General features: G+C 72.0%; 12 protein-coding genes. 5 read left to right on the plus strand and 7 right to left on the minus strand.

The features are described 5' to 3' along the window. Positions 1-18: 18 nt before the first annotated feature. The 3 genes from ABD127_RS14575 to ABD127_RS14585 form a co-directional block, all read right to left on the minus strand. Positions 19-918: an AIM24 family protein gene (locus tag ABD127_RS14575; protein WP_344202839.1), complete on the minus strand. Its 900-nt coding sequence runs from the start codon at positions 916-918 to the stop codon at positions 19-21. 3 nt (positions 919-921) lie between these two features. Then, positions 922-2,478, minus strand: coding sequence for a long-chain-fatty-acid--CoA ligase (locus ABD127_RS14580; protein ID WP_344202840.1), 1,557 nt, complete (start codon positions 2,476-2,478; stop codon positions 922-924). 87 nt (positions 2,479-2,565) lie between these two features. Further along, entirely contained in the window at positions 2,566-3,429 is an 864-nt protein-coding gene (locus ABD127_RS14585; protein ID WP_344202842.1) for a phosphoribosylaminoimidazolesuccinocarboxamide synthase, read from the minus strand. 55 nt (positions 3,430-3,484) lie between these two features. On the opposite strand from ABD127_RS14585, the gene ABD127_RS14590 reads away from it, so the two are divergent. Continuing rightward, a complete protein-coding gene (locus tag ABD127_RS14590; protein ID WP_344202844.1) occupies positions 3,485-4,039 on the plus strand; it encodes a maltokinase N-terminal cap-like domain-containing protein in 555 nt (184 codons plus the stop codon). A 3-nt stretch (positions 4,040-4,042) separates the two neighbouring features. Next, complete coding sequence (locus ABD127_RS14595) at positions 4,043-5,050, plus strand: LLM class flavin-dependent oxidoreductase (RefSeq protein WP_344202845.1); 1,008 nt, start codon at positions 4,043-4,045, stop codon at positions 5,048-5,050. 1 nt (position 5,051) lies between these two features. On the opposite strand, the gene purB is transcribed toward ABD127_RS14595, so the two are convergent. The 3 genes from purB to ABD127_RS14610 form a co-directional block, all read right to left on the minus strand. Beyond that, the gene (gene purB, locus ABD127_RS14600; protein WP_344202847.1) at positions 5,052-6,473 is read right to left on the minus strand and encodes an adenylosuccinate lyase; all 1,422 of its coding nucleotides are present in this window, start codon (positions 6,471-6,473) and stop codon (positions 5,052-5,054) included. Between the two features lie 165 nt (positions 6,474-6,638). Beyond that, positions 6,639-7,898 carry a phosphoribosylamine--glycine ligase gene (gene purD, locus ABD127_RS14605; protein WP_344202848.1) on the minus strand — a complete coding sequence of 420 codons (1,260 nt, stop codon included), beginning with the start codon at positions 7,896-7,898 and terminating at the stop codon, positions 6,639-6,641. A 46-nt stretch (positions 7,899-7,944) separates the two neighbouring features. Further along, entirely contained in the window at positions 7,945-8,817 is an 873-nt protein-coding gene (locus ABD127_RS14610) for an alpha/beta hydrolase (RefSeq protein WP_344202850.1), read from the minus strand. Between the two features lie 120 nt (positions 8,818-8,937). Between ABD127_RS14610 and ABD127_RS14615 the strand changes: the two genes are divergently transcribed. Further along, positions 8,938-9,516, plus strand: a complete 579-nt coding sequence (locus tag ABD127_RS14615; RefSeq protein WP_344202851.1) for a TetR/AcrR family transcriptional regulator — start codon at positions 8,938-8,940, stop codon at positions 9,514-9,516. Positions 9,517-9,520: 4 nt separating this feature from the next. On the opposite strand, the gene ABD127_RS14620 is transcribed toward ABD127_RS14615, so the two are convergent. Beyond that, positions 9,521-10,819, minus strand: a complete 1,299-nt coding sequence (locus ABD127_RS14620) for an adenylosuccinate synthase (RefSeq protein WP_344202853.1) — start codon at positions 10,817-10,819, stop codon at positions 9,521-9,523. Between the two features lie 89 nt (positions 10,820-10,908). On the opposite strand from ABD127_RS14620, the gene ABD127_RS14625 reads away from it, so the two are divergent. Both ABD127_RS14625 and ABD127_RS14630 read left to right on the plus strand, forming a co-directional pair. After that, the gene (locus ABD127_RS14625) at positions 10,909-11,859 is read left to right on the plus strand and encodes a diacylglycerol/lipid kinase family protein (protein WP_344202855.1); all 951 of its coding nucleotides are present in this window, start codon (positions 10,909-10,911) and stop codon (positions 11,857-11,859) included. Positions 11,860-11,864: 5 nt separating this feature from the next. Then, a complete protein-coding gene (locus ABD127_RS14630) occupies positions 11,865-13,169 on the plus strand; it encodes an MATE family efflux transporter (protein ID WP_344202857.1) in 1,305 nt (434 codons plus the stop codon). The last annotated feature ends 63 nt before the right edge of the window (positions 13,170-13,232 follow it).

Genomic DNA, 13,232 nt, shown 5'->3' on the forward strand with positions numbered 1-13,232 from the left:
GGCGGTCGTGCAGCGGTGTCAGGCGGTCGGGATCTGCGGACCCTCGGACGGCTGGACGATGACGAAGCCCGCGCCCTGGAACGCGACCTGGAAGGCCTCGCCCGAGCCGCGTCCGATCAGCGAGCCGGCCGTGAAGCTCGACTTGATCGACGTCTGCAGGCCGAGCGACCACGCGATCAGCGCGTTGGCGTCGGCGAACGTCGCCGCCTCGCCCGGGTTCAGCACGACGGGCTCACCGTCGGTCGTGATGGCGACCCAGCCCGTGCCGCGGAGCGTCGTGTTGAACAGGCCGCCGGCGACGATGCTGCCGCCCTTGACCCGCTCGACGTTCCAGTCCAGCGACGACGAGAACGCGAGGACCGCGTTGCCGTTGACCGAGAGGCCGCCGTTGTTGATCTTGAGGATGTGCACGTGCTTGCCGGTGTCGGCGAGGAACACGTCGCCCTGGCCGCTGACACCCATCAGCGACAGGCCCTCACCCGTGACGGCCTTCTTGAGGAACTTGGCCGCGCCGCCGCCGGAGTACTGGAAGTCGACGTTGCCCTGGTAGGCGACCATCGAGCCCTGCTTGGCCATGAACGGCTCGGCGATGCGCACGCGCAGCAGCTTGCTGTTCTGCTTCTGCGGACCGATGCCCTCGACCTCGCTGAAGGTGCCGTCGACCAGGTCGCCGGACAGGCCGGCCCACGGGTCGCCGCCCACGGCGGGCTGGGTCGTCAGGCCACCCGAGGCGGCCTGCTGCTGCGCGGGGAATCCTCCGGAAGCGGCGGCAGCGCCGGAGTCGGCCGGCGGCGCGGAGCCGAGCGGCGACACCGACTGGGTGCCCCCGTTGCTCACGTGCTCGGTCCAGACGTTGCCGTCCCAGTAGCGGTACTCGTTGCGGCCCTCGGGGTCCGGGTGCCAGCCTGCTGCGCTCATCGCTTAGCTCAACTCTCTCTTCAAGATCTTGCCGGTGGAAGTCATGGGGAGTGCGTCACGGAACTCGACGACGCGAGGGTACTTGTACGCGGCGAACTGCTCCTTGCCCCAGGCGACGAGCGTTTCCTCGGTGACGTCGTCGTGGTCCTTGTTCTTGACGACGACGGCCTTGATCTCCTCGCCGTGCGACTCGTGCGGGACACCGATCACCGCGACCAGCGAGACCGCCGGGTGCGACATCAGCACCTCCTCGATCTCGCGCGGGTACACGTTGTAGCCGCCGCGGATGATCATGTCCTTGGAGCGGTCGACGATGAAGTAGTAGCCCTCGGCGTCCTTCTTGCCGAGGTCGCCCGAGCGGAACCAGCCGTCTCGGATCGCCTCGGCCGTGGCCTCGGGGCGGTCGTAGTAGCCCTTCATGACGTTGTGGCCCTTGATCGCGATCTCGCCGATCGCCTCGGGGTCGTCGGGGACGTCCGACCAGTCGTCGTTGATGAGCTTCATCTCGACGCCCGGGATGGGCTTGCCGATCGAGCCGACCTTGGGCTCCTCGCCGAACACGCTGAACGAGGCGACCGGTGAGGTCTCCGAGAGGCCGTAGCCCTCGAGGATCGTGACGCCGAAGCGCTCCTTGAAGTTCTTGTGCACCTCGACCGGCAGCGCCGAGCCGCCGGCGGCGGCGACGCGCAGGTTGGCCGCGATCTCGGCGACCGGGTGCTCCGGCGTCAGAGCGCCCAGCAGGCCCCAGTACATCGTCGGGACGCCCGCGAAGAACGTGACCTTCTCACGCAGCATCAGGCCGATGGCCGGCTCGGCCTCGAAGCGCGGCAGCATCACGACGGTGCCGCCGAAGGCGAAGCCACCGTTCTGGATGACGGTCTGGCCGAAGGAGTGGAACAGCGGCAGCACGCACAGGTACGTGTCGGGGGTGTCCTCGTTCGCGCCGAAGAGGTCCTTGCCGGACAGCGCGTTGTCGCGCATGTTGCGGTGCCGCAGCTCGGCGCCCTTGGGCTGCCCGGTGGTGCCGGAGGTGTAGAGGATCACGGCGGTGTCGTCGTCGTCGCGCTCGACGGTCTCGAACGTCGGGGGCTGCGTACCGACCAGCGGCGCGTAGTACTCCGGGCCCTCGAGCGGCGCCGGGGCGGCCGAGTCGAGCTTGATCAGGAAGAACTCCTTGCAGGAGTCCGTGGCCTGGAAGCCCTCCCACGCGGCCTCGCCGATCGGCAGGTCCGCGGTGCCCTCGAACGCGAAGTAGGCGACCGCGTCGGAGTCGTCGAGGTGGTAGGCGACCTCGCGGGCCTTGAGCAGCACGTTGAGCGGGACGACGGTCGCGCCGGCCTTGAGGATGCCGTAGTAGATGATCGAGAAGTACGGCAGGTTGGGGCACGAGAGGGCGACCTTGTCGCCCGGCTTCACGCCTCGTTCGACGAGCAGGTTCGCGACCTGGTTCGCCGCGCCGTTGACCTGCGCGTAGTTCAGCTTGGTGTCGCCGAACACGATCGCGGTGCGATCGGCGTACGTGGCTGCCGAGTTCTCCAGCAGAGCGGACAGATTGGCCACAACGTCTCCTCGTCGATTCCGGAAGGTGATCGGCGTCTCAGCCGACGCGGTCAGCCTAGCCGCGAGGCGCTGACCGCACCGGGACGGTCAGAAAGCCTGGCCCGTCAGGCGCTCGTACGCCTCGATGTACCGGGCCCGGGTGCGCTCGAGCACCTCGGGCGGCAGGGTCGGCGGCGGGGCGTCGGAGGCCTTGTCCCAGCCCGACTCCGGCGAGAGCATCCAGTTGCGCACGATCTGCTTGTCGAAGGAGGGCTGCGGGCCGCCCAGGCGCAGGTCGTCGGCGGGCCAGAAGCGCGAGGAGTCCGGGGTCAGGACCTCGTCGGCCAGCACGATCGTGCCGTCCGCACGGGCGCCGAACTCGAGCTTGGTGTCGGCCAGGACGATGCCGCGCTCGCGGGCGATCTGCTCGGCGCGGGAGTACACCGCGAGCGTGAGGTCGCGGAGGCGCTCGGCGACCTCGAGCCCGACCGTGGCCACGACGTGGTCGAAGTCGACGTTCTCGTCGTGCTCGCCCATCTCGGCCTTCGTGGCGGGCGTGAAGATCGGCTCGGGCAGACGCGAGCCGTCGACCAGACCCTCGGGCAGGGCGACGCCGCACACGCCTCCGGTCTCGGCGTAGTCGAGCAGTCCCGAGCCCGTGAGGTAGCCGCGGGCGACGCACTCGACGGGGAACATTGCGAGGTTCTCGCACACCACGGCGCGGCCGGCGACCTGCTCGGGCACGTCGGTCGAGATGACGTGGTGCGGCACGATGTCGGCGAGCTGCTCGAACCACCACAGCGACATCCGCGTCAGGATCTCGCCCTTGTCGGGGATCCCCGGGCTGAGGACGTGGTCGAACGCGCTGATGCGGTCGGACGCGACCATCAGCAGGTTCCCGTCGGGGAGCGTGTACAGGTCGCGGACCTTGCCCGAGTGCAGGTGGGTGGCTCCGGGGATCTCAGGCGTCACGGGACCAGGCTAGTGGGCACGGGTGCCGGCACCGCAGTCGTGCCACGATGGCGGCATGGCGATCGTCCACACCGGGGCCGACATGACCCCCACCAAGCACGAGCTCCTCGCCGCCTGGCTGCCGACGCAGCCGTGGTGGCCGACCGGAGCGCAGGTCCCCGAGCCCGAGGCGAGCTTCCGGCTCGACGATCCCGCCGGCGAGGTCGGCATCGAGACGTTCCTGCTGCGGGTGGGCGGCGGCGTCGTCCAGGTGCCGGTGACGTACCGCGCTGCACCCCTGCCCGGCGGCGAGCTGATCGGCGAGACGGAGCACTCCGTCCTGGGTCACCGCTGGGTGCACCTGGCCACGAGTGATCCGGTGTACGTCGCCGAGACCACCGCCACGATCCGCGAAGGTCGGGGGCAGGCAGCGCTCCAGGAGCCCGACGGAACCTCGATCACCCGGACCACGACCGCGACCGTGCAGGGGTCCGGCGCCGGCTCGGGCCAGCTGCACGTCGCGGTGGCGATCGCGCCCGACGAGCCGGTGCCGGCCGTGGCCGGCACGCTCACCGCGACCTGGGCCGAGCAGCCCACACCTGTCGCTCTCGCCTGGCTCTCCGGCAGCTGAGACATGACCGCTCCCCTGCGCCGCCTCGGGTTTCTCACGATCGGGCTGTTCGACGAGGCCGACCCGGGGCCGGGTCACGAGGCCACGCTGCGTCTCATCGAGCTCGGTGAGCAGCTCGGGTTCGACTCGGCCTGGCTGCGACACCGCCACCTCCAGCACGGCATCTCGTCACCGGTCGCGGTGCTCGCCGCGGCGACGCAGCGGACGAGCCGGATCGAGCTGGGCACGGCCGTGACCCCGCTCGGCCTGGAGAACCCGTTCCGCCTGGCCGAGGACCTGGCGACGGTCGACGTGCTGAGCGGCGGGCGGCTGAACCCGGGCGTGAGCGTCGGTCCGCCCATGAACTACGAGCACCTCAAGGAGCACCTCTATCCCGGCACCGCCGATCTGGAGGACTTCTCCTACGCGCGGGTCGAGCGGCTGCTCGCGAACCTGCGCGGCGAGCCCGTCAGCACGTTCGAGGGCACGCAAGGCATCGAGACGTTCTCGCGGCGGATCCAGCCGCACGCCCCCGGCCTCGCGAGCCGGGTCTGGTACGGCGCCGGGAGCCTCGCCTCCGCGCGCTGGGCCGGCGAGCAGGGGCTCAACCTGCTGACCAGCAGCGTCGTGAAGGCCGAGGAGGACGACGACTTCGCCCGCATCCAGCGCGCGCAGCTCGACGCGTTCCGCGACCGGCACCCGCAGGGGGCCGCCGCCCGCGCCTCGCAGGGACTCGTCGTGATCCCCACCGACTCGGCCACCCCGGCGCAGCGGGCGAAGTACGAGGCCTACGCCGCGTCACGCCTGCCGCGCACCCGCGAGCCGCAGGGCCTGGCGCGGATGATGTTCGCGCCCGACCTGGTGGGCGAGTCGGCCGAGGTCGCCGAGCAGCTGCAGGCGCACGCCGGTTTCCAGGCGGTCGACGAGGTCGTGTTCGCCCTGCCGTTCACGTTCGAGCCCGACGACTACGTGCAGATCCTCACCGACGTCGCGACCCGCCTGGGGCCCGAGCTCGGCTGGTCCCCCGCCTGAGTCAGAGGATGGCGCCGGGGGTGTAGGCGGCGGCCTCGGGGTCGGCGTCGAGGACCTCCTGCACGCGGGCGACGACCGTGGCCACCTGGTGCGTGGCAGCGCCGGTGAAGGCGATCGGCTCGGCCACGAGCGAGGCGAGGTCGGCCTGCGTCAGACCGAGGCGATCGTCGGCGGCCAGGCGCGCGAACAGGTCGTTCTCGGCGGTGCCCTTCTCGCGCATCTCGAGCGCGACCGTGACGGCGTGCTCCTTGATCGCCTCGTGGGCGGCCTCGCGGCCGACACCGGCCCGCACCGCGGCCATCAGGACCTTGGTCGTGGCCAGGAACGGCAGGTAGCGGTCGAGCTCGCGCTGCACGACCGCCGGGAACACGCCGAACTCGTCCAGCACGGTCAGGAAGGTCTCGAACAGGCCGTCGGCCGCGTAGAACGCGTCGGGCAGGGCCACGCGGCGCACGACCGAGCACGACACGTCGCCCTCGTTCCACTGGTCGCCGGCGAGCTCGCCGATCATCGAGACGTAGCCGCGCACGATGACCGAGAGTCCGTTGACGCGCTCGCACGAGCGGGTGTTCATCTTGTGCGGCATGGCGCTGGAGCCGACCTGGCCGGGCTTGAAGCCCTCGGTCACGAGCTCGTTGCCGGCCATGAGGCGAATGGTCGTGGCCAGGTTGCTCGGGGCGGCGACGGTCTGCGCCAGCGCGGTGACGACGTCGTAGTCGAGCGAGCGCGGGTACACCTGGCCGACGCTCGTGAGCACCTGCGTGAAGCCGAGGTGCGCGGCGACGCGGTCTTCGAGCTCGGCGAGCAGCGCCACGTCGCCCCCGAGGAGGTCGAGCATGTCCTGGCCCGTGCCGACCGGGCCCTTGATGCCGCGCAGCGGGTAGCGCTCGAGGAGCGAGTCGAGGCGACCGAGCGCCACGAGCAGCTCGTCGGCGACGGTGGCGAAGCGCTTGCCCATCGTCGTGGCCTGGGCCGCGACGTTGTGGCTGCGGCCGGCCATGACGAGCTCGGCGTTCTCGCCCGCCAGGCGGCCGAGGCGCGCCAGGGCGGCGACGACGCGCCGACGCAGCAGCTCGAGCGAGGCCTTGACCTGCAGCTGCTCGACGTTCTCGGTGAGGTCGCGCGACGTCATGCCCTTGTGGATGTGCTCGGTGCCCGCCAGCGCGGCGAACTCCTCGATGCGGGCCTTCACGTCGTGGCGCGTGACCCGCTCGCGAGCCGCGATCGACGCGAGGTCGACCTGGTCGACGACGGCCTCGTAGGCCTCGATCACGCCGTCGGGCGTCTCGATGCCGAGGTCGCGCTGCGCCCGGAGCACGGCGATCCAGAGCTGGCGCTCCAGCACGATCTTGTGCTCGGGCGACCAGAGGTGGGCGAGCTCGGCGGAGGCGTAGCGCGAGGCGAGGACGTTCGGTGCGGTCACCGGCCCATTCTCGCAGCCCGCCCCGCCACCCCCGCCCCGGGCGGTGAGTTGGTCGGCCTTCACGCGTCCGAGCGGTGAGCTGGTCGGCCATGGGCGACCTTCAGAGGCGACACACCCACCGCTCATGCTGGCGAAAGGCGACCAGCTCACCGCCCACGAGTGGGGTCAGAGGACGATCTCGCCGAGCTGGGCCTTGAGCGCGATGTCGGTGCGGTGCTGGCCGCCCTCGATGATGATCGCGTCGACGCCCGCATAGGCCCGGATGCGCGCCTGCTCGAGGTCCTCGCCGACGCCGGTCACGGCGAGCACGCGCCCGCCGGCCGTGACGAGGTGGCCGTCGTCGTCGAGCCCGGTGCCGGCGTGGATCACGTCGACGCCCTCGATCGCGTTCGCGGCGTCGACCCCGAGGATGCGGTCGCCCGTGCTGCTGCTGGCGGGGTAGCCCGCCGACGACATCACGACCGCGACGGACGAGCCGCCCGTCCACTGCGGCAGGCCGACCTGCTCGAGCGTGCCGTTCGCGGCGCCGCGCAGCAGCGCCGAGATGGGCGTCCGCAGCATCGCCAGGAGCGCCTGGGTCTCGGGGTCGCCGAACCGGGCGTTGAACTCGATGACGCGGACGCCGCGCGAGGTGAGCGCGAGCCCGGCGTAGAGCAGGCCGCTGAACGGCGTGCCCCGGCGCGCCATCTCCTGCACGGTCGGCACGAGCACGCGGCGCGTGACCTCCGCGACGAGGTCGTCGGGCGCCCAGGGCAGCGGCGTGTACGCGCCCATGCCACCGGTGTTGGGGCCCTCGTCACCGTCGAGGGCGCGCTTGAAGTCCTGGGCCGGCTGGAGAGGCAGCACGGTCTGGCCGTCGGTGATCGCGAACAGCGAGACCTCGGGGCCGTCGAGGAACTCCTCGATCACGACCCGGTCGCACGAGAGCGCGTGGTCGAGCGCCTCCTGGCGGTCGTCGGTCACGACGACGCCCTTGCCGGCCGCCAGGGCGTCGTCCTTGACGACGTGCGGCGCACCGAAGGCGTCGAGGGCCGCCTCGATCTCGTCGCGGGTCGTGCACACGCGGGCCATCGCGGTGGGCACCTCGGCCGCCGCCATGACCTGCTTCGCGAACGCCTTCGAGCCCTCGAGCTGCGCGGCCTCCGCGGTGGGGCCGAAGCAGTCGATGCCGACCGCACGGACGGCGTCGGCGACGCCCGCGACGAGCGGCGCCTCCGGGCCGATGACGACGAGCTCCGCACCGATCTCGGTCGCGAGCGCCGCCACGGCGTCGCCGTCCATCGGGTCGACCTGGTGCAGCGTGGCGACCGCCGCGATCCCCGGGTTGCCTGGTGCCGCGTGCACCTCCGTCACGGCGGGGTCGCGGGACAGGGCGAGGGCGAGGGCGTGCTCACGGCCGCCGGTCCCGATCACGAGCGTCTTCACCCGGCTCACCCTAGCGAGGGCGGGACGGGTGAAGAGCCGGGCGGGTTCAGAGGCCCTGGGCTCGCAGGAAGGTCAGCGCGGCGTCGGCGGTGGCGCTCCAGCGGGAGTCGATGACCAGGGAGTGGCCCGCGTCGGGGATCTCGACGAGCTCGGTCACGCCGGGGTTGCGCGACTGGCGCTTGAAGGCCGCGTTCGCGAGGGCGAAGGGGACGATGTTGTCCTTCTCGCCGGTCACGACGAGCATCGGGCCGCGCTGCGGGTTCTTCTTGTCGGCCCGCACCACGGTCCACGGCCACACGTTGGCGGTCGCGGCCTGGAAGAGCGGGCGTCCCGCGGCCGGCACGTGCTGCGTCTCGTAGAGCTCGCGCGCCTCGGCCTCGGGCACCGCGTTGGCGAAGCCGTAGCGGAACTCCTCGAACGTCAGCAGCACGGTGCGCCCGCGGTTGGCGGGGTTGCCGAGCACGGGGAACGCGGCCCTCAGCGCGCTGAACGGAAGCGGAAGCACTCCCCGGCTCGGCGCGGGGTCGATCGCGACGGTCGCCTCGGCGAGACCGCGGCCGGCGACCATCTGCACCAGCAGCCCGCCGAAGGAGTGCCCGATCAGGATCGGCTTCTGGTCGAGGCCCTCGACGACGGCGGCGACGTGGTCGGCGACCTCGGCGACCGAGGTCCCGGCCAGGGCCTGGTCGGTCAAGGCTGCCTCGCGGTCGGCGGCGTCGCCGGGCCAGTCGACGGCGACGACGGCGTAGCCCTCGTCCTCGAAGCGAGCCTTCCAGGCGTCCCAGCTCGAGGCCAGCAGCCAGAGGCCGTGGACGAGGACGACCGGGCGGCGACCCGAGGCGTTGGCGGCGGCCACCTCGGCCGACTCGCGGGTGGACAGGACGGAGGGGGCGGGACGGGTGGTGGTCGAGCGGCTCATGATGACTCCTGAAGTAGAAAGAACGATCGTTCTTGTGTGGTTCGAGCATGGCACCGCCCCCCGCTCCTGTCAAGAACGATCGTTCTTTCTTTTTGAACCTTTTCTGTCTACCCTCGACACGTGTCCACCACCGCCGCCCCGTCCGAGCCCCGCGACCGCCTCCTGCGCACCGCGGCGCAGCTCTTCTACGCCGAGGGCATCACCGCGGTCGGGGTCGACCGGATCGTCGCCGAGGCCGGCGTCACCCGCGCCACGATGTACCGCCACTTCGCCGGCAAGGAGGGACTCGTCGTGGCCTACCTCGAGCAGGAGGACGCCACCCTCCGCGCTCTCTTCGCCGGCGCCGCCGCGCAGACGTCCGACCCGCACGAGCTCGTCGCCGCCGTGATCGACGGCATCGCCGCCGACGCGACCCAGTTGCACCGCCGCGGGTGCCCCTTCATCAACGCGAGCGCCGAGTTCCCCGACCCCACGAGCACGGTCCGGCAGGTCGTGCGCCAGCACCGGGACTGGTTCCGCGCGACGCTCGCGAGCCTGCTGCGGGGGGCTGGGCTCGACGACCCCGACCAGCGGGCGGCGTCGCTCGTGCTGCTGCGCGACGCGATGCTCGTCGGCAGCTACCTCGACGGCCAGGACGAGCCCGGCGCAGCGTCACTCGAGGCCGCCTTCCGTTCGAGCGCGGCCCGCATCCTCGCCTGAGGCGTCAGAGGAGGTCGTGCAGGACCACGGTCTCCTCGCGGTCCGGACCGACGCCGACCGCGGAGATGCGAGAGCCGCTGATGGCCTCGAGCTCACGGACGTAGGCCTGCGCGTTGGCCGGCAGGTCGCTCATCTCTCGAGCACCGGAGATGTCCTCGGTCCAGCCCGGGAAGTACTCGTAGATCGGCTTCGCGTGGTGGAAGCCGGTCTGGCTGACGGGCATCTCGTCGACCCGCTCGCCGTCGACGTCGTACGCGACGCACACCGGGATCTGCTCCCAGCCGGTCAGAACGTCGAGCTTGGTCAGGACGAAGTCCGTGACGCCGTTGATGCGGGCCGCGTAGCGCGCGATCGGCGCGTCGTACCAGCCCGTGCGGCGGGGGCGGCCCGTCGTGGTGCCGAACTCGCCACCGGCCGTGCGCAGCTTCTCGCCGTCGCCCGCCGGGTCTACGTCGCCCGTGAGCTCGGTGGGGAACGGGCCCTCACCGACGCGCGTGGCGTACGCCTTCACGATGCCGATGACGCGCGAGATCTCGGTCGGGGCGATGCCCGAGCCGGTGCAGGCGCCGCCCGTGGTGGCCGAGGACGAGGTCACGAACGGGTACGTGCCGTGGTCGACGTCGAGCAGCGTGGCCTGGCCGGCCTCGAGCAGCACGGTCTCGTCGCGGCGCAGGGCCTCGTGCAGGACGAGCGCGGTGTCGGCGACCATCGGCGACAGCCGGTCGGCGTGCACCAGCAGCTGCTCGACGATCTCGTCGACGCTGACCGCGCGGCGGTTGTAGACCTTGGTGAGGATCTGGTTCTTGAGCTCCAGCGCACCCTCGACCTTCGCGCGCAGGATCTTCTCGTCGAACAGGTCCTGCACGCGCACGCCCAGGCGGTTCATCTTGTCGGCGTACGTCGGGCCGATGCCGCGCCCCGTCGTGCCGATCTTGCGACTGCCGAGGAAGCGCTCGGTGACCTTGTCGAGCGTGCGGTTGTAGTCGGCGATCACGTGCGCGTTGGCGCTGACGAGCAGGGCGCTCGTGTCGATGCCGCGGGCCTCGAGCCCGTCGATCTCGTGGAACAGCACGTCGAGGTCGACCACGACGCCGTTGCCGATGATCGGGATGCACCCCGGGGTCAGGATGCCGCTCGGGAGCAGGTGAAGGGCGTACTTCTCGTCACCGATCACGACCGTGTGGCCGGCGTTGTTGCCGCCGTTGAACTTGACCACGTAGTCGACGCGGCTGCCGAGCAGGTCGGTCGCCTTGCCCTTGCCCTCGTCGCCCCACTGGGCACCCACGATCACGACTGCGGGCATGCAGGCCCACCCCTCACGACATGAGACAAGCCCCGCACGCGGGGCTCTTACGACCGCAGTCTAGCCGCTGGACGCCTACTGTTTCCATCGTGAACCCCACCTCGAGCCCTGACGACCAGCGGGCCGCGACTCCTTGGACGGTCGTCGTGAACTCTGCGGCAGGCAGCAGCGAGGACACGGTGGTCGACGCGGTCGTGGCCGCCTTGCAGGAGTCGGGCGAGGTCGAGGTCGCCCGCACCGAGGACCTCGACGACCTGGCCGAGGCCCTCGGGAAGGTGCCGTCCGGGGCGACCGTCGTGGCCCTCGGTGGCGACGGGAGCCTCCACGCCGTGGTCGAGACGCTCGACCGGCTGGGCCGGGCCCGCGACGTCGTGGTGGGGCTCGTCCCCCTCGGCACGGGCAACGACTTCGCGCGCACGATCGGGGTCGACGCGACCGATCCCGCTGCGGCGGCCCGCGCCCTGCGCGGCGCCACCGAGCGCGACGTCGACCTGATCCGCGTGGCCGACGGATCGGTCGTCGTGAACGCCGCCCACGTCGGCGTCGGAGCGGACGCGGCCGTCGCGGCCAAGCCGTGGAAGGAGCGCTTCGGCATCATCGGCTACGCGATCGGCACGATCTTCTCCGGCTTCTCGGCGGAGGGCTTCCGCGGCGAGGTGCGGGTCGACGGCCAGCTCGTGAAGGTCAAGGGCCGCCTCCTGCAGGTGGCCGTCGGCAACGGTCGCTTCGTCGGCGGCGGCGCGCCGCTGCTGCCCAACGCCGACCCCTTCGACGGCAGGATCGACGTCGTCGTCTCATGGGCCGACACCCCGCTGCGGCGCCTCCGCTACGCCTGGCGCCTGCGCAGCGGGCGACACACGCAGGGCGACGACGCGGAGCCGCTGCGCGGCACGAGGGTCGTGGTCACGGTCAAGGGCTCGACCGCGGAGGACGGTGGCATCCGCGGCAACAGCGACGGCGAGCTGACCGATCCCGCGACCGAGCACGCCTGGACCCTCGAGCCCGGCGCCTGGCGCCTGCTGGTGCCCTCCGCCACGTGAGCCGGGTGGAGAATACCCGCGGGACGTCCCGCCAGATCCTCGCCGTCGCCCTTCCGGCGTTCGCGGCCCTGGTGGCCGAGCCGGTCATGCTGCTGGCCGACACGGCGATGATCGGCCACCTCGGCACGCCCGAGCTGGCCGGACTCGCGGTGGCCTCGGTCGTGCTGACGACCATCGTCGGGCTGTGCGTCTTCCTGGCGTACGGCACGACCTCGGCGGTGGCGCGCAGTCACGGTGCGGGCCGCGAGGCGGAGGCCGGGGCGCAGGCGGTCGGTGGCATCTGGCTGGCGGCTGGCCTGGGCGTCGGCCTCGGCATGCTCGCGGCCCTGCTCGCCCGGCCGGTCAGCACCGCCCTGGCGAGCTCGACGGAGGTCGCCGACCACGCCTCGACCTATCTCGCCATCAGCGCAGCGGGCGTCCCCGCGATGCTCCTCGCCCTCGCGGCGACCGGCGCGCTGCGCGGCGTGCTCGACCTGAGGACTCCGCTGTACGCGACGGTCTCGGCGTGCGTCGCGAACGTCGGGCTCAACGCGGTGCTGATCTACGGTCTCGGTTGGGGTGTCGCCGGCGCCGCGCTGGGCACGGTGGTCGCGCAGTGGGGTGCGGCCGTCTGGCTCGTCACGACCGTCGTGCGGCGCGCCTCCGCCGACGGGGTCAGCTCGCGGCCACGCCTCGCCCCGGTGCTCGACGCCGCCCGGGCCGGGGTCCCGCTGCTGATCCGCACGGCCACCCTGCGCGTCGCGGTGCTGCTGGCCACGGCGGTCGCCGCGACGTTCGGCGACGCGTCCCTCGCGGCCTACCAGGTGACCGCGATCGTCGTGACGTTCTGCGCCTTCGCGCTCGACGCCATCGCGATCGCCGGCCAGACGCTGACCGGGCGCGCCCTCGGGGCGGGCGACGCCGACCTGACCCAGGCCCTGACGAGCCAGATGCTCCGGTGGGGGTGGGGCATGGGCGCGGCCATCGGCCTGGTGGTCGCTGCGCTGACGCCGTGGCTGCCCGCGGCGTTCACGACCGACCCGGCCGTGGTCGACGTCCTCGTGCCGGCCTTGCTCGCGGCCGCCCTGGTGCAGCCGTTGTCGGGCGCGGTGTTCGTGCTCGACGGGGTGCTGATCGGTGCCGGCGACGGTCGCTACCTCGCCGTGGCCGGCGCCGTGGCGCTCGTGGCCTACGCCCCGTTCGCCCTGCTGGCAGGCGTGACCGACGCCGGGCTGACCTGGCTCTGGGTCGCGTACGCGGGCTTCATCGCCGCCCGGTGGGTCACGCTGGAGCACCGGCGCCGCAGCGGCCGGTGGATCGTCCTGGGCTGAGTCCCGCCCTTCGAGGCTCCTCGTGCCTCGTCGCACCTCAGGGCGCGGATGCGTGACCGCCCC

Origin of the sequence: Aeromicrobium alkaliterrae (assembly GCF_039529015.1) — a bacterium.
In the GTDB taxonomy this organism is placed as follows: Bacteria; Actinomycetota; Actinomycetes; order Propionibacteriales; family Nocardioidaceae; genus Aeromicrobium; species Aeromicrobium alkaliterrae.

Excerpts from the sequence above, each read along its gene's own strand:
- ABD127_RS14575 (WP_344202839.1), bottom strand. The coding sequence starts at position 918 with ATGAGCGCAGCAGGCTGGCACCCGGACCCCGAGGGCCGCAACGAGTAC.
- ABD127_RS14590 (WP_344202844.1), top strand. The coding sequence starts at position 3,485 with ATGGCGATCGTCCACACCGGGGCCGACATGACCCCCACCAAGCACGAG.
- ABD127_RS14595 (WP_344202845.1), top strand. The coding sequence starts at position 4,043 with ATGACCGCTCCCCTGCGCCGCCTCGGGTTTCTCACGATCGGGCTGTTC.
- ABD127_RS14610 (WP_344202850.1), bottom strand. The coding sequence starts at position 8,817 with ATGAGCCGCTCGACCACCACCCGTCCCGCCCCCTCCGTCCTGTCCACC.
- ABD127_RS14620 (WP_344202853.1), bottom strand. The coding sequence starts at position 10,819 with ATGCCCGCAGTCGTGATCGTGGGTGCCCAGTGGGGCGACGAGGGCAAG.